The organism is Flavobacterium sp. 245, assembly GCF_004362055.1.
Lineage (GTDB): Bacteria > Bacteroidota > Bacteroidia > Flavobacteriales > Flavobacteriaceae > Flavobacterium.
The window spans coordinates 181,294-205,844 of sequence record NZ_SNXB01000006.1; the positions used below are offsets into that span (position 1 = coordinate 181,294).

The following is a 24,551-nucleotide window of genomic DNA, read 5'->3' on the forward strand; positions in this document are numbered from 1 at the left end:
TTTTCTTTGCATTACGGAATTCCGTAAAATTGTTTCACCCGTGTAGCATCTGCGTCAGTTTTGGCTCTTTGCAGGCTCAGCAGCATATTCTGCTCATTAAACATCCTAAGGTCATCATAGCTGGCGTCAATCTGGTCCGCGGCGGCATTGATGATTTCAAGTCTTTTGAGATCACTCATCTGTGTGGTAAAGGAATCCAGTATTAAAAAGATCTGGTCAATGTTCTTGATGCTTTGCTCCAAAATGCCCGAGTAAACGCGTTCCATATACCCAATCTCGCTGTCTTTGAAATGGGGATCCTGTCTGAGCAGGTTCCACGCCCTTTCGTATTCCTGCACAAGTTTTGTCTGTTTTTGGGTAATATCTTTGATTCTCTGGTAATAAGTGATAATGGATTTTACTTTAGCCAGTTCTTCGTAGTAGCCTTTATAAAGGTCTTTCTGTTTCTGTGTCCAGTCCGAGATTTCATCAAGTTTTAATTTGGAGAGCACATTTTCAACCTGTTTCTGGGCATTCTGAAGCCAGATGGTTTTGTTCTGCAGTTTTTGGATCCTAAGGTCAATGGCTTTGATGACCTTTTTGGTAACTGCCTTTACGATTTCCAGTATCGGCAGTGCCGCGGTTTTCTCAGCAGGTCTTGCCGGAGTGCCAACAAGCAGCAGCAAAATCAGGCAGGTAATTAGTCTTTTTTTCATTGTTCATTTTCATTTAAATTCCTTTTCTCATCTCCCCGGCCAGTGCTGCAATGCCTTTTTTTATGTCACCGCCGAACTTTGCCGCGTAAGCATTCATTTTCACCTTCTCGCTTTCCTCGGTGTTATAAGCCAGATACTCTTCCCAAGAAACTTCGGTTCTGTATACTTTTGATAACATTCCGCCCAGGGAAATAAAGACTTCCTTGTATTTCTTCTGGGGATCATTGGCCTTATTGACCGACAGCACGAGCGCTTTTTCTTTTTCAGTCAGCCCCAGCAGTTCCTGTATCTGGTCAAATTTATTCTGGTATTTGCTCTGGTCCAGCAGGATCTTGCAGTCGCTGTTATTGATAATGGCCTGCTTAACCACCGGAGAAGAAATAATATCTTCCACCTCCTGAGTAACCACTATGGCCTCCCCGAAAAATTTACGAACAGTCTTAAATAAATACCGTAAATATTCCGCCATTCCTTCCTTGGCTATGGCTTTCCAGGCCTCTTCAATCAATATCATTTTACGGATGCCTTTGAGTTTTCTCATCTTGCTGATAAAAACTTCCATGATAATGATCGTCACCACAGGAAATAAAATAGGGTGGTCTTTGATATTGTCAAGCTCAAATACAATAAAGCGTTCTTTTAGAAGTTCCAGATTCTCTGTTGAATTGAGCAGGTAATCAAACTCGCCTCCCTGATAGTACGGACGCAGTACGTAGAGAAAATTATTGATATCAAAGTCTTTTTCTTTCACCTTGTCACTTTCCAAAATCGATACAAAATCTTCTTTCAAAAACTCGTAGAAGCTGTTGAAACATGGAAAGAGATTGGAATTGATCTCCAGCTTTTCATAATACAGCTGAAGTGCATTTGATAAGGCTACATACTCGCTACGGTTAAAAGTTTCGTCGTCTTTTTTCCACAGCGCCAGCAGCAGGGTTTTGATGCTTTCCTTTTTCTCCGTATCCAGATTGTCTCCCTCTGAAATATAAAAGGGATTAAAACGGATCGGGTTCTTTTCATCGTAAGTGAAATAATACCCCTTTACCATATCGCAGAGCCCTTTATAACTGTGGCCGACATCTACCAGTACAATATGTGTCCCTTGCTCATAATAGCTCCTGACCATATGATTGGTAAAAAATGATTTGCCGCTCCCCGAAGGACCCAAAATAAATTTATTCCGGTTGGTGCAGATTCCCATTTTCACAGGCTCATCACTGATATCGACATGGACAGGTTTTCCCGTCAGGCGGTCCCCAAGTCTGATGCCTGTGGGGCTCAGAGAAGACCTGTAGCCTGTTTCCATATTCAGAAAACAAACTGCCTGCTCAGTGAAAGTATCAAAAGTGTCATTCATAGGGAAATCCGCCTCGTTTCCCGGGATGCCCGCCCAGTAAATCTGGGGAGCTCCTGTTGTTTCCTGCTTGGCGGCCGCATCCATCTGGGCCAACGCCGAGGATACTTTGTTCTTAATTTCCTTCAGATCTTCGTAATCGGTACTCCACGCCAGCACATTAAAATGCGCTTTAACCGGAAGCCGCTGCTGGGAAACCGCCTCATTGAGAAAATCATTAGTGGCATCCCGGGCAATCATATTCTCCCTGCTGTAGGCCGATAATGACTGCAGGCGTAATCTTTTGCTTTCCAGTTTCTGGATGGTCTTCTGCGCATCTTCAATAAATAAATACTGATTATAGATATGGTTGCAGGATAAAAGCTGCCCGAGGGTGGATGCAAAACCAATACTGAACTTGGTTTTATCAGTGGAATATCGGTCAAAATTAATCCTTGAACCGCACAGCGCCGGAAGATCAGCCGCGTCGCCCAGTGTAAAAAGCTGGCAGTGTTTATCACCTACCTCCAGGCCCTGATCAAAGGTAATGTCATTAAAGACAAAAGAATCTTCGCTCTCGGACAGGAAACAATACTGCTCAATAAGTCCTTTTTTTCTGCTGTCGCTTTTAAGCGCGTTATTCTTCAGACGGGTTAGTTTTACAAAACCGCTGTCCTCCATAATTCTTTTAAACTGTCCTGTGCAGTCAATAAAATCCTGTAACAGCTGCGTATTTAAAGTTTCTTCCGGGACGATGGAACTTCTTAAAAGATTAGAAAAAAGAGAGCTTGAACTTTTTCTGCCGGTGGGTTTCTTGGTCAGCATGATATAGCAGGAATGATCCAGAAAAGGTCTTTCATTGAAAAACCGCTCGCTGCTGCGGGTGAGAAAACTGCTGTCATTACTTGTAAAATCAGCCTTATAGTTTTTTTCTAAAAACCAGTCCTGTTTGTGAAAAATACAGAACTTTGGAAGTATCTTGAGAGCTTTGATCCACGACTGGTGGAAAGCTTCATATTCCTGATCCGATAAAGTAAAAATCTCAGGCAGTTCTGCCTTGAATACTACCGTGATATCCCCCTGTTTTGATAAAATACAGTCATGTTCCACTGCCATAACCGGCAGTACGTTTTCGATCCTTTTCTCCATTTCTCCTTCATTTTAATTTCTAACGTTCTATAACTATATCTTAATAAAAACAGACCTGGTGTACACTTTAATACATTTTGGAATCTGCTTTTTCGCCAGTGCTTTCATCATGCCGTACTCTCCGTACTTATTGCTCATTCTGTAAATCTTCAGTACAAGAAATGCTCCTGCTGCTGCTATCAAACCAACACATAGGAGGGAAGGAAGGCCGATAATGTACAGAATGGCAAAAAGGATCATAAGGGCGACAACCCCGCCTCCTAAATACCAGATGTACTGCGCTTTTAATCCCTTGAATTCTATGCTTTGGTTGATTCCTTTGTTGATATGGTAGACGCTGCTGTGCATTGCCTCTTTGCCTTTAAACCCCGAAAAAGGATTTAATTACCGTTGCCACAACAACCAGAAAAACACAGCTGCCGAACCAGGCTGCCGCCACTTTTCCCGTATCAGGATCCCCGGCATTCCATTTCTGGTAGACTTTTACCGCGCCGATAAGCCCCAGTATGGCCCCAACGGCATACATCAGTTCAGTGCCGGCGTCAAAATAGCTTCTGACTTTCTGGTTTGCCTCATTAATCCCGGCAACACCGTCCTGTGCATATGCACTTCCATTAATTAGTACTAACAAAAGACATGAAGTGGCCTGCACTTTATTCTTTTTCCAACTACGCTTTAAATTTCTTTTAAATTTTCTCATCATACATCATTTTAAAGTTTTGATTATTATAAAAAGCAGAGGAACACCGCCGTTGCAGCTCTATTTTCTTGTCACATAAAGCCATACCGCACCAGAGAGAACAGGGATAATTCCTCCGCTGAATTTTAGAAAACTCCTCCTTCCCACAGACTGTCCGCCTCGCTTAAAGTTAAAAGCAGTGACGGGTGTTTTTCAGATTCGGAAACTATCAGTTTATTGATGCTTTCACGCAGGGTAGAAATCTTTACATAAGGATACTCTTCGAGCACCATCGACAGATAATTTTGAAACTGCTCTTTTGATAATTTTTTTTCAGCACTTTCCTGCGCAGCCTGGATAATTCTTGTGGCTAGCTCTTCAGCATCATCAAGGGTATCGAATGATTCCGAAAAAGAAGCTGAGATAGATTTTTGCTCTTTTGAATTTTGGCTGTTGCTTTTAAAAGAGGGAATTTTAAGCTTCTTTTCCCCTGATACCATTTTCTTTAAATCGGTACTGTAAAATTTAAGTAGTATGACCAGATACCAGATTATTACCAGTATGCCCGCGAGAGTCAGGTAACTGCTCCATGGAATATTTGTAAACATAGTTTTTCATTTTATCGTTCAACATTTAGCTCTGCTATAAAAATCATGACCATTTAATTTGGATATGATTTATTTTACAAGTCAAAGGAACAATAGTAATGATTGGGTTACAAGTCCAGCTTTTAGTTGTACCCCAGCTGGACTCCGCTGGACCCGCCGTAAAATCTGAAGAAAAAAAATGAAAAATTTTTGAAAAAAAATACAGCCTCCCAAGGGGAGGCTGATTTATACTTAGGTAATGCGAATTAAAATTTATTGAACTATCGTTATATGCGCTATTTTAATATTCTTTTATTTTTTTGATCATTTTCTCAAGTGTTGCAATGGCTATTTCTTTATCCCGGTCTTCTGCCGAGTAAGCTTTGCTGCGCATGGAATCATAAGAGAGAATATCCTTGTTTGGTGTTGATAGGAAGGGCACAATTGTCTTAAAGAGGTGATTCATTGATTTTGAAATTAATATCTCCAGCTCACTGGAAGCCCTGAGAATCAGCGCCGTCTGATCGGTCGATAATTGGCAGACCACCCTTTCGTTTTTCTTTGCTATTGTACTGGGTTCAGGCGGTTTTATAATAGCAGATGAAGTAAGGGAAACAGTTTTTGTGAGCTGCTGTTTTTTTTCTTGAAAGATTATTTCCTGCTCAAACCATTCCCGCAGTATTTTTTTTAGATTTTGATAATTTGAATGCAAAGCGATATCTTCTCTAATAGTAATTTGACTGAATTCTTTGAAATAGAAAAGCAGGCATTCCATTTTATCAGGTATTTGCTGCGGCTCATCAATTTTTCTTGAAATTTTCTGCGTATAATAGTTGATAAAAATCTTGCTGTTGAAATTCATATAAATTAGTAATTCTATCAGGCTCACATGGGTTTTGTTTTTATGCTGATTATGGGTCAAAGATTCCAATTCCCTTATCAAAGATTTTTGGTAAAGCATATCACGGAAAGTAACCTTCCTTTTCTTCTTTGAATGAACAAAACAGTACAGAGAATTAAAAACAATATCAACCAATAGTTTTTCTTCTGTTTCAAAAAACGGACTGCTTCTTAATTTATCAAGTCTTTGTCTCATCTTCTTACTTGAAACACCCAGATAGGATACAGGTATTCGGGAATCCAGACTTAAGAATCGGGTAAACCGGGACTCTATAAAAGTAAGCAGCTCATCCAATGAAGCAAGCAAAGCTGTAACCACCTCTTTTAGATCTTCCCTCTGTAAATGCATTGCGTTATTTATTGTTATTAGCTGGTCCCAAAGACTTATTAATGCTGAATGATAATTTTTCACAAGTACTTTTATTTGTTTCTCTTTATTAAGCGAAAAAACCTGTATGGTAAGCTGCGTCTGGATCAATTGCGTTTCTTCAATAGCCTTTTTAACAATTGCCTTGCACTGAATTGTTGTAAGCTGATCAGCATCATTTTTTTTCGGATTAAAGTTTAGTGTCACTACCGAATCCAGCCATTCTAAAAGATAGGTTTGAGTCATGTCTTTCATTTTTAAGTAAATACTGCTCTCAATCTAATATTGAGAATACTTCAAATCAATGGATGCAAGCACTCTGACCCGGTTAAACTTTATTTAGAATTTAATCTTAAGCGATATTCAGAGGGAGACAATGCAGTATGTTTTTTAAAGAAGGTGCTAAAAAATGAAGTGTTGGCAAATTTCAGTTCTTCTGAAATATACAAGATAGTCAGATCATTATTTTGAAGCAGTATTTTAGCCTCGAGAATAATGGCGTTTTCTATACATTGTTTTGCAGTTATCTCTGTAACATGCTTTACAATTTTGGTAAGATGCCCGGAAGAAACGTGCAGCGCATCTGCATAGAATTTTACACTATGCTGTTTTCTGCTATTGAGTTCTAAGAGTCTGAAAAAATGTATTACAAGCTTTTCAGTACTGGAATGTTTAACATTGCTATACCATGATGATACATAGTATGCCCTTGCCAGTTCGTAAAGAAAAAGATTAAAGCTTAAAAGCAATGTTTCTTTTTTATAGATATGCTTGTTTGAACTTTTTGCTTTGCTGTCCACCAATTTTAGCAAATCTATCAGGGGAGTCATATCTTTCTTTTTCAGGAAAATTTTGGAAACATATTGTGTCGTAAAATATTCAAAGTATCCAATATGCGGCCATTTGATACTGTTATCAAAAGCGAACTCAGAGCTAAACGACAGCAGGCAGATTTGTATCTGACTGCTCATTATGAAAATTTCACAAGCGGACCTTTTTGGAATTACAATAAGTTCATTGATAAATAAATGGATTTTTCGATTGTTAATTTGGATCCCCAATGCCCCTGTATTTATAATTAGAACACTAAATCGATCCACAATTAGTAAATCCATGACAGCATTACGTGAGGTATATGTTTCAAAAAGATAGACTTGCAGGCCTAAAGGATAATATTTTGATTTTCTGGATGCCACAATAAATTCTTTAAAGTTTTTATAATTGTGTAATGCAGTATACTTAACTCTTATGTAAAAGAGAGATCGTATTACTTGTTAAAAAATCTCGCCATTATTGAAACGCAGACAAAAAATAAATTTGAAATGCCGTTTACAAAAAATAGATATGCAAGATTTCTGGGAGATTCTGTTTGTATCTCGCCGTTGATCAGGTAGCCTAATATTTCATCATAGCATAATATATCTATGATGAAATAAAGGCAGACAACATTGAAAAGAATCAAAAACACACAATACACGTATTGTATTTGTTTTTCAAACTGCTCAGTTATATACATGGCTTATCTATTGAAGATTTTGAATAATAATGCCGGTCAAAACGGATCTGTTAACCGCAGTGGAGGAATTTGCGATAGCACCTTGCAAAGCACCAACACGATTGCCAACCGAAGTTTCCCAGTCTTTATCTTTGATTTCCTTCGCGTAGTAGATTGAATATCTTGCTATAGAGGAAGTGGTGAGGATTATCCTTTTATCCTCATTGGTAAACTGTGTATTGTTTATTACCGATGTTTCGAATGAAATAATGGATGGGTGAATTACCTCATATTCACCGGTTTCCCATAAGACGATTGAAGCCATAAAGTCGGCAAGGCAGATTTTGGCCGCATTTGTCATTCCAGAGTTTGCTATTGCCTGCTCTAATTTTAATTGCGGGCTATCCACGGTTTCCTGAATTTCTCCAAAATTCAGGGGGAGGGTTGCTTGTAAATTCGTAAAATCATTATTCAACGCTGAGATGGAATCAACGGTATGGCTGATCTGAATCATTGTTGTAAAGGGATAGCTCGCTGTTAAATAGGAATCAAGAATGTCATTGTGTATTTTACCGGCTATATCGTAAGGGTTATCCGGATTCTCAGGACTTGTTGTTTGAATCATTTTGCCTGAATGGTTGGACTTCTTCTTACTTAAGCTGTTTTCTACTAAAGTGGTATTCTCGTCAATGTTTTCATTGGTACAGGAAACTAGTAGTGAAACAATTATCACTAACATTACTAAAAGATTTTTCATGATTTAATGTGTTAAAATGTAAAGACTGTTGTATTTCAGTCAGTTCATTTCACCCGGGTCAGCAGAACTTTAATTCGGCACGATGCCAAATATTTTTGCTTTTGAATTCAAGGCAAATCTAGAAGCAGAAATCCACTCTTGCAAAACATCGCATGTGGATTTCCCGTATTTCGTGTATGGATTTACGGTAAATCCATACACCCTTTTTTAATGTTAAATGTGCTAATTATCAATATATTACCTTATATTTGATCGTCTTTTCTTAAGATGGCTACATTATTCTCAGTTATTTGCGTTTTCTCCCTGTGAAAATGCATTTTCAATTCAAATAGTTTCTAATTTTAATTTATCATATGATTAAAAAGTATCTATTAGTAGTGTTCCTTTGCTTTGGAATGCAGTTTTATGCTCAGAATCGTAATTCGGCCAGTACCGATACACTTCAAAATAAGAACTATGAGTACCTGTTTGAACGCATTGAAGCCACCCAGGAGGATGGTGTAAAACAAAAACTTTATCTTGAATACTTTTTAAACAAAGCCAAAGCGGGTAAAAATTCACAAGATATTGTAAATGGATATAAAAACTATTTATACTACACACCGGAAAAATTAAAGCTGATCTATGCTGACAGTATGATTTATGCTGCAAAAAAGTCCAAAGACAATGCACTAATAGGGTCCGCTTATCTCTCCAAAGGAATAGTGTACTACGGACAGAAAAAACTTAAATATGCTTTAGATAATTATCTGATAGCAGATAATTATATTTCCAATACAGATGATAAATACCTGATATACAAGGTTAAGTACAATATTGGCAATATAAAATACTATCTGGGGTTTTATGATGAGGCAATTTCTCTTTTTGTGGAGTGCAGGGATTTTTTTAAAGGTAAAAATGACAGGGCATACCTCAATTCACTGCATTTGCTTGGCTTATGCTATAATAAAATTGGCAATTACGGTCTATGTTCTGAAATAAATGAGAAAGGCATTCAGGAAGGAATACGGTTAGAAAATAATGAAATGCGGGATTACTTTATTCATTCAGAAGGAATCAATCAGTATTTCAAAAGTAATTATGCGGCTGCTATTAAAAAAATCACCCAATCACTTCCAGCCATAAACAAAAACAAAGATTTTGCAAATGAGTCTGTTGGGTACTTTTATATAGGTAAAAGTTACTGGGATCTGCGAAACCAGGAAATGGCGCTGTTATATTTTAAGAAGGTTGACCAGATTTTTGATGATAAACAATACATTAGACCTGATCTGCGGGAGAGCTATGAACTGATAATAAAATACTATAAATCTAAAGGCGACCTTGAAAAGCAGCTTTTTTACATTGAGAAATTGCTTAAAGCAGACAGCGTGCTGGATAATAGGTTTAGATACCTTTCAGGAAGGGTGCGAAAAGTATATGATACCAAAGTATTGCTAAAAGATAAGCAGGAGATTGAAGAATCATTTAACAAAAGAAAACACAATGACCTTATTTTTACAGGTATATTGGTCCTATTTTTTTTAATCGTACTTTTCATTGCTTACAGACATATTAGGAATAAGAATATCTACAGGCAGAAGTTTGAAGAGCTCATGAAACAAAACGGTTCTACGGTTAAAGAAGATGTCAAGAATGGTCACAATGGTATTGATGATATTCATAAAGATACGGTTGCTATGATACTCAAGCAGCTTGAAAAATTTGAAAGGGACAAAAAATTTCTTGAAAAAGATTTGACTTCCATAAAGCTTGCCGCAATTTTCAAATCCAATCCTAAATATTTGTCAAAAATTATCTATCATTTCAGAGGGAAGAAATTCCCAACATATATAGCCGACCTTAAAATCGACTATATAATTTCTTTATTGAAAGAGGATCCAAAAGTGAGGAAGTATTCCAACAGAGCATTGGCGGATGAGGCAGGTTTTAGCAGTACACAAAGATTTGCAACTGCTTTCCATGCTAAGGCCGGATGTCCAACTTCTTATTTTATTAACGAGCTTAATAAGATATCGGAGTAAAATATATTTTTGATAATCAATTCACTAGATGATTTTGTCCCGTTAGATAATTAAAAAGCTTTTTTAATTATCTGTTCGAAGTTGTTGTATATAATAAGCAAAATTTTATTTTTGCTGCCTTAACTTAATAATAGTGTCATGAAAGATTTAGTAGCAAAAATAAACGCCGAAATCGAAACATTTAAGACAGAATCTGAATCTTTAATTGAGAAAGGTGTTAAGGCAGCAGGAGCAAGAGCCCGCAAATCAACACTGGAAATTGAAAAATTGTTGAAAGAGTTTAGAAAAGTTTCTATCGAGGAGTCTAAAAAATAATTTTCAGCAGTCTTACTTACTTTTAAAAGAAGAGAATGGGGTTTTTAAGCCCCGTTTTTTTTGATTTCTTTATTTGATTATGTTGCCGGCTGCTTCTTCATGTTATTTAAGAGGAACTATAGCATAGCTTTTTTGAAGCAGAATCATAAGGCTTTTCATCAGGCAGCTTATCCCGCTTTATGCTGTAATCTTTTATGCCGAACCCCGGCAGAAAAGGATTTCCGCTTCAATCGGGGCTGGAGAAACATTTGATTTTTATTAGCATTTAAAAATATTAACGTTGTTGTTATCTGTTATCTGTAGTTTTTATTTAAATCCGAAAAGTTCTGTCTCTTGAAAATCAATTATTCCTTGTTTGCGTAGTATTTCTGTATAGGCATCTATTCTTGTTGCAATTAATCTGTTTCTATTTGATATTGACCATTCATTCATAATTCCAATTAATTTTGGTTCGCTTTCTAAATCAAAATTATTTATATACCACAGTACACATCCACTAATTCCAAATAAATCAGGCCCATAAGTAATTGATTTAGATTTCAGATTGGGCGTGTTTTGTCGGTCATATTCTACAATTAGATTTAAATATTCATTTCTTTTTAATTTCTTATACTCGTTTGTATTCACACAATTTGTGATACCAATAAACGGGATTGAGTGAAAAGAATTTCTTGATTGTGATTTTTTTGACCAACTACTGGGATATCCAAAAACTATGTAACTCATAAAATTAACCGAAGAATGATTAATCTCGATACTTGAACTCTCAAGAAAGGAATAATCAATGCTTAAATCTTTTACAGATTGATTGTCCAAAACTAAAATTGCCACATCCAATTCATCAGACTTTCGATCTTCTTTTGGATTATTTTTAATAATTCTTCCGCCAGGTTTTACTAATGTTTTACCTTCTTCGATCGGTATGAATAATTTTTCAAAATCATCAAAAACATGTGCTGCAGAGAATAAGAAATATTTTGTTCCAATTTTGACAAAAACACCTGTCCCGTGTTGCTTGTAAGAATTTAGATCCTTAAAAAGTGTACAGGTGAAATTCCTGATTTTTGGAAGACTATTTATGTATTTTTTTGCAATTTCTTTCATAATGTCTGGTCAAAGATTGCATTTAACATTCTTTTACTGCGGCGGGTTTGCAACTAAATTAATCCCTATTTTCAGATTTGCCACCCGAGCGTAGCGAATAGACGAAGGAAATCATCTCAAATACAAAACCAACTTTCTATTAAACCAAATGCCCAAATCCGTTGTAGCAGTTATAGCACCTATTTTTATGCGGGATTTGATAGTATAAAATTTTCAACCCCCATTATCATAAGTTTTACTTCGGATTCTGTGTATTCATCATATTTACCGTGAGCTGAATTGTTTCGGATGGCTAACCAAGCAGTAATTTGTTTTTGATTTGCTAATGAGTATGCTTCTTCTTTCGTTAAATCAGTATTCATTCTTTCAGAATTCTTATAGGATATTTTTCCATTACCTTTATCTAATTCAATTTCGACATTATGTTTTAGGCACAGTTTTCTTAAATGTGATTCCAATGTAGAACCAATTATTACAGCTGATGAGTCTTTGTACCCGTTTTCTAATAGATGTCTAGAAATTTCAATATAATCGCTAAATATTTCTGAATGTAATAATTCAGAATATGATTTTAGATAATCATTCTCCAAATCTTCTTTTAAAGCAATAATACTGCCAATAACGTGACTTAAATTCGTGCCTAAACCTAAATTCTTTTGGGTTAAAGCTGATATAATATCTTTATAATATTCTGATTTCTCTCCAACAACTCGTACAACAAAGGATTTGGATTTAGTTATTAATCTTGTCAATAACTCTTCACTCAAATCAGATAAATCAAGATATTTAGCTTTGCTTTTTGTTAAATTATATTCAGTAATAATTTCCTGTGCTTGTTTAATAAAATAGTCATTATTCATTTTTCTTTCGCTGTTTTTGCTAATGTTTTATATAAATATCTTGTAATCAGTGGTTTTATGGTTGAATTGAGACCATTCTTCGGATTTGCCACCCGAGCAATAGCGAATAGACAAAGTAAATCATCGCAAATACATAACCAACTTTCCGTTAAGCCAATTGCCCAAATCCGTTTGTAGCGTGCGTTATCCGCAGTAATTATTCGGCTAATACTTCACTGATTTTTTGTTCTAATTCCTCGATAGAGTTCCATTCTGTGCAATTGACTGGTGGTTGAGCTTCAAAGTTTATTAATGCTTTTAATAAATTTTCTACTATGTCAAATAATTCAGGGCTTTCTTCTAACTTCCTTAAGGCATTATATGGTTTTTCACCTTCTGCTACTTCTCCAAAATATGCTTCTTCAAAGTTTGGTAGAGATGCTAATAATCTATTTGATGTACTTATTGGTTTTGCATTAATCTCATTTAAAATATTTGGATTATTTCCCCAAGCAGGATTTGCCATTTCTTTCCCTTTTTTTGTAGTAATTCTAGGTTTGTCGCAATCGTGCAATACAGAATAATCAGAACCAAAATGATTTAATATTTTGATTAAAGAAACTATTGTCGCTTTTCCTCTCGCTCTAATAATATTTATATTTTTATAAAGTTCAGGTTTTTGTCTCTTAATATAATTAAAAGCTGTGTATTCTGTATCTCCTTCAACAACAACTACCTTTCCTCCAAAGAAAAATTCTGCAACATATGGGTCACATAAATTCAACAGTTTTAAATTTCTTTTGTCATCTTCATCTAGTTGCACTCTATCAGGTCTGAAAACAGTAGTTCCTATTATTTCACCTTTTTCTGTTTTTTCTACTTTAATAATTGTCGTATTATCTTTTGAAAAATCAATGAAGATAGGTGAGTGTGTTGTTACCATTACTTGCCAATTTCCTGTTTCTGGTAATTCGTATAATAAATTACATGCTTCCCGAATAGCATTAGGATGCAAGCAAATTTCCGGTTCGTCAATTAGCAACAAATGAGGTCTTGAAATAGAACCCTCTGGTTTTATTTTTTGATTGTTTTCAGATATAAATTTTATAGCAGTCCATAAGAGTGTTCGTCTTGCTCCACTACCTTGTCTATCGATTGTACTTAAATAACCATCACTTGGCCCCATTAGTAATTGTGAATCTGCTTTAAAAAGATTTATAGCACTATCTAAATTATCTTCTGCTTTTGCATCAAAATCAATAATATAATTAGGAAAAACTTTACTTATTAAACTTGTTAATTCAGTATTAACTTCGTCTATTTGTTCTTGTGCTTCTTCTAGAATTCTTTTTTGTAAATCTTTAACTTGTCTTATTAATTTTTGATAATCATTTTCTTCAGCTCCTTCTTCATTATTCGGTTTTTTATAATTTTTGACTCTTTCATTTAGAGCTTGCATTAATAATTTTTTAATTTCTTCAGCTTGCTTTTCAGGTGAATCAAAAGCATCAACTTTATGTGGCTCAGGTCTTCTTGAATTTGCTACGTTTGGTGCTCCCCAAGGAACGTTTGTACTCCAAATTTGTTCTTCTACATCCCAACCTTGTCTAATTGGTTTTCCTTCGGCCTGCCAACTAAATTTTTCTTTTACAATTAAATCACCATTATCAAGGGTTTCAATCCATTTGTCTCCTGGTGCATTATCAAATACTCTTGTATGAATTTCAATTTCTGGCAAATTATCAGGGTCAATTTTGTTATTAGGAAAATCTTCTAGATATAAATTAGCTTTTGCAGAGCCTTGCGACATTGCTAATTCATAAGCTTTTAATATTGAACTTTTTCCAACATTATTAGCTCCAACTAAAACAACAATTTCATTCAAATCTATTTCAACAGGAGTCGACCCAATACATCGGTAATTCTTAATTGTTAACTTGGTTAATTTTGGCTTAAGTACTTCAGGGTTTTCAGATACTAATGAAATTTCTACTTCTGTTTTTTTAGCTTTAGCCATTTATAGGGTTTTTTGGGTTATTATTGCGGGTAACTTACTTATTTAGGCGATAAAATTGCTTAAATAAGTACTATTGTGGATGGCTTTTATGCCATTCTTTAAATTTTTAAATCAAACGTACAAAAAACCGCTTTTGTTTTATTTTACGGTTTTCCAAAATCTGTCTAAGTATTAGGTTGCAAAATAATTTTTTTAGGAAAGACATAGATACCGTATAAATACCTGTTTTTAATTTTTATTGAGAAGAGAAAAAGATGCCAAAGCATCTTTAAAATTTCATTGTTAACGTTTAGGGTTTGCGTTGTGGTTAATCATATAACATCCAATTTCACCAATCATCTATGTTAGCAGCTGCCTTAATTGTCTTAAATACTAATTATAGAATTTGCAACTCTTTTTTCGCCACCAACTTGTGTTGTGTAAAATCTTTGCTCAATTCCCCATAAAACAAATTTTAAATCATCATCATTTTCAATTTTGAATTTACCATTCTCATATGTAACGTGTCCATATGCATTTGTGTAATCGTAAATAGCTATTTTTTCGTCATCTGATAGCTTGTTTAATGTTTCATTCACTAAAGCTATACGTTTTCTATTTGGTACCGTAACTTGGATTGCTCCATAATCTTGTGATACTTCAAGGAAATCGCTTTCTAAAAAGGTTTGAGTTTCAACTTCTGTTGCTTCTTTATATAATTGATCCATTCCTTTAAAAATTTTTTGAGCTGCAGTCAATTTTTTAAAGTACAAAGTGTCATTTAGTTTGTTGTAAATGGCATCTGCAAATGGATTTATTGTAATAATTGGTTTTTCAGTTTCTAAAGTTAATTCCTCAATTGAAAACCATTTTTTACTAATGAAGAAACTTGAATTAATAATTTGAAAAAAATATAGATTATCTTGAACAGTGCAAATAAACGATAGTTTCTTTAAATCTGATTTCAATATTTGGTCGTGTTCAACGGTGTTTAATTCATTTGTTAAAAAATCTAAACAATATCCTGATTCTGAAAAATTTGTCAATTGATAAATTTCTTCATTTTCGATTAAAGTTGCTGGATTATAATCTATACCATTTAGTATAAGTTCAGCAGTGTTATAAACTTCAGTTTCTGTTTCAATAACTCGAAACATTTTTTGTTTTCTTTTTACTTTTCCGAATATGTAGTTTGCCATAATAATGATTATAAGTCTATAAATGTATAATTGTTTATTCTTTTAAGATTTTCGAACCCATCTTCACCGGGAACTTTAAGTTTTTTTCTTGTGATTAAAAATATTTTCACATTACTAGCTGTTTTTATAAAATAAAAATGATACCCAAAAAATAAAAAAATCGGATTAAAATAAAGTGTCTGCGATAAATATGTAAAAACATAAATGATTGCAAAAACAACTATTAATGTCGGAATATCACTAATCCCCAGTGAAACAAAAAAATAGCCTAAATAGGTAGGTAAAAAATTGTTATTAGCTAATTCTATTTCAGTAACAGAATTACTTCTTAAAATATCATTAGGTAATTTTAAAGCAACCAAAAAGCTTAAAGCAGTTAAAATTATTGGAATTAATATAAAAATTGCCCAAGAATAATAGATGGAATAATTATCTAGGATATTGAATCCATATTTTTCTTTTATTAGATAAACTACAACAATTAACCAAGTGGAATTAAATGCTAGGAAAAGTTGATAAAGGTATTTCATCTTCAAATATTTAATAGTCTATTAGTTTTTTTCCTTGTTTTGTGAATTCTTCCTATTGGTTGCCGTTAACTTAATTATTTAAGCGATAAAATTTCTTAAATAAGTTCCATTTTGGTTGGCTTTATGCCATTGTCCAAATTTCAAGACCAAACCTACCAAACCGTTTTCGTATTAGTTTATGGTTTTCCATAATCAGTGTCATAATAAGGTGCAAAATAATTCTTTAATGATGAAAAGCCTACCGTATAAATACCTGTTTAATGCAAAAAAAATACTCTTGAAGGTATTTCTAAATATATTAGGATTAAGAATGAGAGAGAGAGAGAGAGAGAGAGAGAGAGAACAAGTTTTAAAAAATGACAACTGCTACAGAGAATATTAGACCAGTAACAATTATAATAAAAGATAATACCATTAATATCCTTTCAATTAAGGTAATCAACCAGACTTGTTGATAGTTTTTGAAATGTTGTAAGCCACCAGAACCTCTGCGATTAAATCTGCGTTTATTAATTTTATATCTAATAAGAAACCCTAAAATAACAAAAAAGATTCCAATCGTAATTACAGTAAATTCAGAGTCAATAATTTTCATCTATGTATTAATTTACGATATAAAAATAACAAAAATTAGATAAATTATTGTCTATCAATATAAAACATGAGAAAATGATGTCTATGCATCTTATTTATGAATATCAATTTTTTTTAGGTCAAAATCAAAATCAAGTAATTCCTTAGGATGAATTCCAAGACCTGTTGCGATACTTACTATTGTTTCAAGAGTTGGATTTCCTGTGCCAATTTCATATTTATGATAATTACTTGAATCAAATTTTGTTGTACTATCAACTCCACTTAGAGTTTTTATTTTTTCTGCTCTAATTTTTTTTAAGTTTTCGCCAAAGGCTTTCTTATAAGCCTTCAAAAGTTCTTCCTTAGCCATCGTACTATATTTTGAAGGAACAATATTTGACTTTTATTAAAAATATTTATGGTGATATATCACCATAAATATTTTTTTACATATATTTGTAACAATTCATTTGAAAATGAATTAATATCTTTGCGATTCTTCAAAACAAAATATTGAAGCATTCGCTTTGAATCTCGTTTCAGAAAATTGGCGTTTTTAAAACCACGAGATGATAAGTAAGATGCTCACGACCTTTTACGGGCGTGGGCTCACTTATTCGTGGTTGGGTATGCCAATGCCTCTGAAACAATAAGCTGAGTTCGCGCCTTTTTTATAATAACTCAGGTAACATTCAAAGTAAAATCTTCTTTTATTTTAAAGTTTCGCATTGCAAGTGTTGAACCTTTAATCAATGTAATGTGAACTAAAAAAATTTATCCCTTTATGGTCATTAAGACGCTTACTTAATGCATAAAAAAATGGCCCTCTACTTCGTCGACAAACTAGTATAGAGGACCATAGCCAATCAAACCATCGTTTAACTAACCAATCCAATATTATGAATAATTTTTCATTTTATAAGGATGGGAAAGCTCTTTATTGCCTATTTTTTATATGGCTTTGTTTTTCTTTCTCATCTCTTTATGCCACAAACTCCATTAGGCGTAGTATTTCATTTCCTCAACAGTTTCAGGTTCAGGGAACTATTAGCGACGGATCTAATCCACTTCCTGGGGTAACGATTGCCATAAAAAACAAGCGTAATTCCGCAACTATTTCCGATTATAGCGGGCAGTATAATCTTTCTGCTTCGCCATCGGATACTTTGATTGTTTCCTTTATAGGATTCAAAACAGCATTTATCCCTATTCAGGATCGTAAAACAATAAATATTCTATTAGAGTATGATACCACAACTCTAAAGGAAGTGAAGGTCAATGCAGGCTACTATTCAATTAAAGAAAGCGAGCGTACAGGAAGCATTGCTCGAATAACTGCAAAAGATATTCAAACGCAGCCCGTAACTAATGTGCTTGCAGCTATGCAGGGGCGAATGGCGGGTGTTAATATCATTCAAACCACGGGGGTTCCCGGTGGAGGTTTTGATATTAAAATCCGTGGACAGAACAGTATTCGAAGTGATGGTAATAATCCCCTTTACATTATTGATGGTGTTCCATACGCCTCGGATCCTATCGGCTATAATCAGACATCCTCTACATTTCCCACCGTTACAAGTCCGCTGAATAGTATAAATCCCGATACAATTGAAAGTATCGAAATACTTAAAGATGCTGATGCCACCTCGATTTATGGTTCAAGAGGTGCCAATGGTGTGGTGCTTATCACTACTAAAAAAGGAAAGGGTGGGAAAACTGCTGTGACTGTTAAAGCTACAACAGGCGCAGGAACAGTAACTAAATTTATGAAACTGATGAGTACCGAGCAGTACATTGCTATGCGAAAACAAGCTTTTGTCAATGATGGTCTCACTCAGTATAATCCATGGGATTATGATATAAATGGAACATGGGATCAGAATCGTGAAACAGACTGGCAGAAAGAGTTTTTAGGAGGGACGTCGCAGATAACCGATCTGCAGGCTACACTCTCAGGTGGGTCTGATAAAACGCAGTTTTTATTAAGCAGTACCTATCATACAGAGTCTACCGTCTTTCCTGGTCAGTATATGTACAAGAAAGGAGGGACGCAGTTCAGCATGAGCCACCGTTCAGAAGATAACAAGTTCAAACTCACTTTTTCAGCAGGATACAATATTCAGGATAATGATCAGCCTGCATATGATCTTACTTCAATCTCAAGATATCTCGCTCCAAATGCTCCTGCACTGTATGACGCCTCCGGCAATTTAAATTGGGAAAATGGAACCTGGCAGAATCCGCTTCGTTTCAGAGATGCGAAGTTCAGGTCCAAAACAAATGATCTTGTGACCAGTGCCGTATTGTCGTATGATTTGCTGGATAATTTAGTTGTGAAAAGTAATTTTGGTTTTACAGATTTAAGACACGAGGAAACCCGTACTTCTCCTTCCACCATTTATAATCCTGCTTTCCAGTTGACAAGCGCCTTTTCCGGTATTTATTTAAATAATACAGACCGACAGTCCTGGATAGTGGAACCCCAGATAAGTTGGGAAAAAGAAACGACTTTTGGTAAAGTCAATATTCTGGTTGGAGGAACTTTCCAGAGCCAGACTACTGAGCGGCTGTATCAATTCGGAAGCGGTTTCACATCAAATGACTTGATCTATGACCTTGCATCTGCAGCCACTGTGCGGGTTTTATACAGTGATGATGCCTTGTATAAATATCAGGCTTTCTTTGGAAGGATCAACTATAACTGGCAGGATCGTTATATTGTAAATCTTACAGGAAGGCGTGACGGCTCTAGCCGATTTGGACCGGGTAATCAATTTGCCAATTTCGGCGCTGTTGGGGCGGCATGGATTTTCACCAAAGAAAGATTTTTAAAAGATATTTCATGGCTGAGTTTTGGCAAACTGCGTGGCAGTTATGGAACAACTGGAAATGATCAGATTGGGGACTACCAGTTTCTCGACACTTATACCTCATCGGGCTTTAATTATGATTCCAATGTGGGATTACAGCCCTCACGGCTTTATAATCCTGACTTTGGATGGGAAACAAATAAAAAAATTGAAGCTGCTCTGGAGATGGGATTCTTGCAGGATAAAATATTTGTAACAGGTGCGTGGTATCAGAATCGTTCCTCCAATCAGCTGGTGGGCATACCATTGGCAGGAACTACAGGATTTCAGTCCATGCAGGCCAATTTAGATGCTGTTGTGCAAAACACAGGATTTGAATTCACTGTCCGTACTCAAAACTTCAATACTCAGAACTTTAAATGGACAACAAGCCTGAATCTTACTTTGGCAAGAAATGAGCTTATTGCTTTTCCCGGACTTTCTGCCTCAGCCTACAAAGAACAATATCGTATCGGTCAGCCCTTGAATATTGAGCTGAACTATAAATATACCGGTATAGACAGCCAGACCGGTGTTTATCTTTTCGAGGATCTTAATAAGGATGGTGTCATATCCTTTCCCGAAGACAGGCAGAGCGTTGTAGATTTCAACCCGCAGTATTTTGGAGGACTGCAAAATGCGCTATCCTATAGAAGATTAAAGCTTGATTTTCTTTTTCAGTTTGTTAAACAGGAAACTAGAACTTTTTATAATGGTGTCACTGGACAGATGTCTAATCAACCGGAAAGGGCAGCAGACAGCTGGACAAAGCCTGGAGATAATGCCTCCCAGCAGATTTATACCAGCGGTTATAATAGGGATGCGGTTACCGCCGACTATTTATTCAGGCAGAGTACAGGTTCCATAACAGACGGGTCTTTTATCCGATTGAAGAATATAGCCCTTTCCTATGGCCTGCCTTTAAATATGAAAAGCACGCAGTGCCAGCTAATCCTGCAGGGACAAAATCTGCTCACTTTTACAAAATATAAGGATGGGGATCCTGAATCTATTGGTTCCAGGTCTCTGCCGCCATTGAAAATTATTACTGCTGGAATCCAGCTCACTTTTTAATACTTTGTCATGAAAACACTATCTCTTAAAAATAATTCTATACACCATTTATTGCTTTTTCAGGTAATAACAATGGTGCTGTTGACCTCTTGTGATTCTTTTGTAGAAGTTGATCTTCCCAAATCACAACTTACTACAGTTTCAGTTTTTGATAACTATTCCACTGCAAACGCAGCTTTATCGGATATTTATTCTAAAATGAGAGAGCAGGGCTTGCTTTCGGGTTCGGCATCAGGCGTTTCCAATCTGTTGGGTAATTATGCAGATGAGCTGTATTGCCTTGCAAGTCCGGGCGATCCGACACTCCCTTTTTACACCAATGCACTTCTGCCTGCAAATTCAACTATTACAGATTCTTGGAATCTCAGTTATAATCAGATTTACGCTGCCAATGCCGTTATGGAAGGAGTGGAGTCAAGTAATAAACTCACTGTAAAGGAAAAAGAACAGCTAAGAGGGGAAGCCCTGTTTATAAGGGCTATCGTGCATTTCTACCTGTCTAATCTCTACGGGGACATTCCGTACATTGTATCTACAGACCGTAATATAAATAATGAAGCTTCGAAGATTCCGGTAAAAGATATCTACAGGAATATTATTGCGGATCTGGAAAATGCGGTAAATCTACTGCCACAGGATTATATAAATGCTGAGCGAGTGCGTCCTAACCAATTCGCGGCAAAAGCATTCTTGGCAAGGGTATATCTGTATAACGAGTCATGGGCAGAAGCCTCAAATACAGCATCAGCGGTCTTAAATGCCATAAATCTTTATGCCATCGAGGATAATGTTTCTCTGGTATTCCTAAAGGATTCCAAGGAAACCATATGGCAGTTCCAGTCCTCTGTGGCCGGAAAAAACACAGATGAGGCCAGTATTTTCATATTTTCTTCCGGTCCTCCACCCTTTGTGGCATTAACTAATAATCTTATTGAATCCTTTGATCTAAAAGACCTTCGGAAAGTGAACTGGACAAAGGCTCTCACCGATGGGAACGATACATGGTATCATGCATACAAATACAAGGAGTTTGAAAATACTGCCGCTTCAATGGAGTACTCTATAATTTTCCGCCTTGCCGAACAGTATCTTATAAGGGCAGAAGCAAGGGCGCATCAGGGAGATTTAATAGGCGCAAAAGAAGATTTGAACAGAATTAGGAAACGTGCGGGGCTTTTGGATACAGATGCTGTTTCTGCCCAGCAGCTTGTTGATGCCGTTTTGAGCGAGAGGAGATGGGAACTGTTTACAGAATTCGGACATCGCTTTTTTGACCTCAAACGTTCCGGACAAATTGATAATGTCCTTGATCCTGTAAAGACTGGCTGGAATTCAACAGATGTTCTGTTTCCTCTGCCTGAAAACGAACTAAGCATTAATCCTAATATACGCCCGCAGAATAGCGGTTATTAAATATGAAATCTCATTATAATTTTCCCTACGGAAGCAAGAAACAGGAATCTCTGTGTATGAAGCTTACACTGGCTTTATTTTTATTATTTATTTTGCCATTAGTAGCCTGCCCCTTATGGGGGCAGGTGGTGCAAAAAAAACAGCTGACCGAATCTGATTATAAGAATTGGGGTGAGCTACTGATGGAAAATCCATCTCCAGATGGCCAATGGATCAGTTATCGAATGCGTTATGAAAGCGGAAGCGATACGCTCTTTGTGCGAAATACAATAAACGGCGAAACCTTTAATTTGCCTGGTGGAGTTTTTCCACGTTTTGCAGGAAATGAGCACCTTATCTTCAACGACAAAAAAAGCATCCAGTCCTTAAATTTGAAAACTGGATTACGGCATTCTTACCCGTTGGATACGCATATCGAATATTCCATGGAAACGGGCCAGATTATTACACTCTTAAGAAAAGAAAAATGCCTGCAGCAGCAAAAACTGTCAACCGGTGTGATCAGTATAGTGAAGGATGTAGTAGATTTTTCAATGAGCCCAATTCAAAAAGAAATTATTATTTCAATAAAAGAAAAAGAAAAGTATTCCGTGGGAATTCTGAATCTTCGGAATTCGACAATAGAATGGATCGCCAAGCAGGGAAATGGGGAGTTTTATAACTTCGCATGGGAAGAGAATGGCAAAGCAGTTGCTTTTTACAGTTCAACAGATTCAATAGCTAGCGGCACCAATCTTTGCTTATATAAACTGAAGACCAAAAAAATATTCAGGCTTAATCAAAAGGAACTTAACAATTTTTTATCTGATAAAATTTTTGATAAAACGGATAGTTATCGCCTGACTATATCGTCGGATTTGGATAAAGTCTTTTTCGGCCTTTCTCAAAAAACTAAACCTGTTGAACAAAAAGCCAGGGACACGGTTGAAGTTTGGAATACCGCAGATAAATGGATTTATCCGCGGGAACAAGATTCGGGACGTTTTTATGAAAAAGCTAATCTCGCGGTATGGCACCCGTCATCTGGACGAGTAGTCCAGATTTCTTCTGTGGAATTTCCCAGTGTAATGCTCAATGGCAATAAAACTTTGGCGATAATATCCAACCCAAAACAATACGAGCCCCAGTTTGAAAATGTAGCTCCAAGGGACTATTATTTGGTGAATCTTGATACCGGTCAAAAAGAAATTATGGTTAAAAAACAAAGCGAATTCCATACAGATCTTTTGCCGTCACCCTCTGGCAAGTTTGTTGCGTATTACAAAGACAGCAACTGGTGGATTTATGATATTAAGAGTAAAACTCATATCAATATTACTCAAAATATTAAAATTCCTTTTTTTGGCAGGGTGCATGGATTAGGAGGTGATGCAGCATACGGAAATCCGGGATGGACTCCGGATGACAAGGAAATTCTATTGTATGACCAATATGATATTTGGGCGATAAAGAACGACGGCACAGTAGCCAGAAGACTCACCAAAGGAAGAGAAGATAAAACGATATATCGAATTAATACACTTGGAGATTATGATCTCCTTTTGCGAAATTTTGACGGCTTTAAAAGCATTGCTGTTGATTTAAACGATAAACTCATTCTTCGCACGGAATATGATGATGGCAAGACTGGATATTGCAGTTTGGAGAAAACGGGCATGCTAAAACAGATCTTAAGCCGCAGCAGTTTTTTTGATAATATGCATTACATAAAAAAGTCTGGGCTTTATATCTGCAAGGAACAAAGATTTGATCTGCCTCCGCGTATCGTTTTAAAGAACGATTCCTATATGGAAAAAATCATTTTTCAGAGCAATTCCCATTATGAAAAATTCCAAACGGGTAAATCAGAACTTATTACGTACCGCAATGCCGCAGGTAAAGAATTAAAAGGCATATTGTACTTTCCTTCAAATTTCGATCCCAATAAAAAATATCCCATGATTGTCTATATTTATGAAAAGCAATCGCATAACTTACATAGATATATCAACCCCACCTTGTTTTATGGAAATGGCTTTAATGAATCTGTAATGACAACAAAAGACTATGTTATTTTATGTCCGGATATTGAACATGAAACTGGTACAGTGGGAGAAAATACGGTTGATTGTGTTGTTAGCGCGACCAATCATATAGTAAGCAAAAACTTCGTAGATCCATTGAGGATAGGTTTAATGGGAGAGTCCTTTGGAGGATATGAGACAAATTTCATAATCACGCAGACAGACCTTTTTGCAGCAGCTGTTTCAGGGGCTTCTATTTCTGATTTGACCAGTTTTTATCTCACTGTCGGCTGGGATCTTAATATTTCGGATATGACCCGCTTTCAAAGCGAGCAGTGGCGATTGGGAAAAAGTCCTTTTGACGATCCAGTTTTGTATTCGAAGAACTCCCCTGTAGCGAATGCTACCTCGATTAATACACCAATTTTAATATGGGCAGGAAAATCAGACTGGCATGTAAACTGGAATCAGAGTGTAGAATTTTATATGGCACTTAGAAGGCTAGGGAAACCCGCAACTATGTTGCTCTATCCCGATGAAAAACATACCCTAATGAAAGAAAAAAATCAAAAAGATTTGAGTTTGAGAATTAATCAGTGGTTTGATTACTATCTTAAAAATGACCAATCAGTTAAGTGGGCAAAAGAGGCCGTTAACTAAAAAA

19 protein-coding genes are annotated in these 24,551 nt (G+C 35.9%); 5 read left to right on the forward strand and 14 right to left on the reverse strand.

Annotation, left to right across the window (positions count from 1 at the left end; translation table 11 throughout):
- Positions 1-11: 11 nt before the first annotated feature.
- From EV145_RS13775 to EV145_RS13810, 8 genes are all read right to left on the reverse strand, one after another.
- Positions 12-695, reverse strand: a complete 684-nt coding sequence (locus tag EV145_RS13775) for a conjugal transfer protein TraI (RefSeq protein WP_133525779.1) — start codon at positions 693-695, stop codon at positions 12-14.
- A 13-nt stretch (positions 696-708) separates the two neighbouring features.
- Positions 709-3,177: a TraG family conjugative transposon ATPase gene (locus EV145_RS13780; RefSeq protein ID WP_133525780.1), complete on the reverse strand. Its 2,469-nt coding sequence runs from the start codon at positions 3,175-3,177 to the stop codon at positions 709-711.
- Positions 3,178-3,210: 33 nt separating this feature from the next.
- On the reverse strand, positions 3,211-3,525 hold the full coding sequence (locus tag EV145_RS13785; RefSeq protein WP_133525781.1) for a DUF4133 domain-containing protein: 315 nt from the start codon (positions 3,523-3,525) through the stop codon (positions 3,211-3,213).
- Positions 3,526-3,538: 13 nt separating this feature from the next.
- Positions 3,539-3,877 carry a DUF4134 domain-containing protein gene (locus EV145_RS13790; protein WP_133525881.1) on the reverse strand — a complete coding sequence of 113 codons (339 nt, stop codon included), beginning with the start codon at positions 3,875-3,877 and terminating at the stop codon, positions 3,539-3,541.
- Between the two features lie 125 nt (positions 3,878-4,002).
- Entirely contained in the window at positions 4,003-4,464 is a 462-nt protein-coding gene (locus EV145_RS13795; RefSeq protein ID WP_133525782.1) for a hypothetical protein, read from the reverse strand.
- A 280-nt stretch (positions 4,465-4,744) separates the two neighbouring features.
- Positions 4,745-5,965, reverse strand: coding sequence for a hypothetical protein (locus tag EV145_RS13800; RefSeq protein ID WP_133525783.1), 1,221 nt, complete (start codon positions 5,963-5,965; stop codon positions 4,745-4,747).
- An 80-nt stretch (positions 5,966-6,045) separates the two neighbouring features.
- Positions 6,046-6,906, reverse strand: a complete 861-nt coding sequence (locus EV145_RS13805; RefSeq protein ID WP_133525784.1) for a helix-turn-helix domain-containing protein — start codon at positions 6,904-6,906, stop codon at positions 6,046-6,048.
- 327 nt (positions 6,907-7,233) lie between these two features.
- Positions 7,234-7,962 carry a hypothetical protein gene (locus tag EV145_RS13810; RefSeq protein ID WP_133525785.1) on the reverse strand — a complete coding sequence of 243 codons (729 nt, stop codon included), beginning with the start codon at positions 7,960-7,962 and terminating at the stop codon, positions 7,234-7,236.
- A 353-nt stretch (positions 7,963-8,315) separates the two neighbouring features.
- Here EV145_RS13810 and EV145_RS13815 point away from each other — a divergent pair, with 353 nt between their 5' ends.
- Together EV145_RS13815 and EV145_RS13820 are read left to right on the forward strand one after the other, a co-directional pair.
- Positions 8,316-9,989, forward strand: a complete 1,674-nt coding sequence (locus tag EV145_RS13815; RefSeq protein ID WP_133525786.1) for an AraC family transcriptional regulator — start codon at positions 8,316-8,318, stop codon at positions 9,987-9,989.
- Positions 9,990-10,127: 138 nt separating this feature from the next.
- A complete protein-coding gene (locus tag EV145_RS13820; RefSeq protein WP_133525787.1) occupies positions 10,128-10,304 on the forward strand; it encodes a histone H1 in 177 nt (58 codons plus the stop codon).
- A gap of 306 nt (positions 10,305-10,610) precedes the next feature.
- Here EV145_RS13820 and EV145_RS13825 read toward each other — a convergent pair whose 3' ends face one another.
- From EV145_RS13825 to EV145_RS13850, 6 genes are all read right to left on the reverse strand, one after another.
- Positions 10,611-11,408 (reverse strand): hypothetical protein, encoded by a 798-nt coding sequence (locus tag EV145_RS13825; protein WP_133525788.1) that lies wholly within the window; start codon positions 11,406-11,408, stop codon positions 10,611-10,613.
- Positions 11,409-11,593: 185 nt separating this feature from the next.
- On the reverse strand, positions 11,594-12,268 hold the full coding sequence (locus EV145_RS13830; RefSeq protein ID WP_133525789.1) for a hypothetical protein: 675 nt from the start codon (positions 12,266-12,268) through the stop codon (positions 11,594-11,596).
- Between the two features lie 196 nt (positions 12,269-12,464).
- Positions 12,465-14,264 (reverse strand): ATP-dependent nuclease, encoded by a 1,800-nt coding sequence (locus EV145_RS13835; protein ID WP_133525790.1) that lies wholly within the window; start codon positions 14,262-14,264, stop codon positions 12,465-12,467.
- 365 nt (positions 14,265-14,629) lie between these two features.
- Entirely contained in the window at positions 14,630-15,442 is an 813-nt protein-coding gene (locus EV145_RS13840; protein ID WP_133525791.1) for a hypothetical protein, read from the reverse strand.
- Positions 15,443-15,450: 8 nt separating this feature from the next.
- Positions 15,451-15,972 carry a hypothetical protein gene (locus tag EV145_RS13845; RefSeq protein ID WP_133525792.1) on the reverse strand — a complete coding sequence of 174 codons (522 nt, stop codon included), beginning with the start codon at positions 15,970-15,972 and terminating at the stop codon, positions 15,451-15,453.
- Positions 15,973-16,657: 685 nt separating this feature from the next.
- Complete coding sequence (locus EV145_RS13850; protein WP_133525793.1) at positions 16,658-16,918, reverse strand: helix-turn-helix domain-containing protein; 261 nt, start codon at positions 16,916-16,918, stop codon at positions 16,658-16,660.
- Positions 16,919-17,447: 529 nt separating this feature from the next.
- Between EV145_RS13850 and EV145_RS13855 the strand changes: the two genes are divergently transcribed.
- Genes EV145_RS13855 through EV145_RS13865 form a run of 3 tightly spaced genes read left to right on the forward strand, consistent with a single transcriptional unit; the run spans position 17,448 to position 24,547 of the window.
- Entirely contained in the window at positions 17,448-20,471 is a 3,024-nt protein-coding gene (locus EV145_RS13855) for a SusC/RagA family TonB-linked outer membrane protein (protein WP_133525794.1), read from the forward strand.
- A 9-nt stretch (positions 20,472-20,480) separates the two neighbouring features.
- Positions 20,481-21,884: a RagB/SusD family nutrient uptake outer membrane protein gene (locus EV145_RS13860; protein ID WP_243739266.1), complete on the forward strand. Its 1,404-nt coding sequence runs from the start codon at positions 20,481-20,483 to the stop codon at positions 21,882-21,884.
- 2 nt (positions 21,885-21,886) lie between these two features.
- On the forward strand, positions 21,887-24,547 hold the full coding sequence (locus EV145_RS13865) for a S9 family peptidase (RefSeq protein WP_133525795.1): 2,661 nt from the start codon (positions 21,887-21,889) through the stop codon (positions 24,545-24,547).
- Positions 24,548-24,551: the final 4 nt, after the last annotated feature.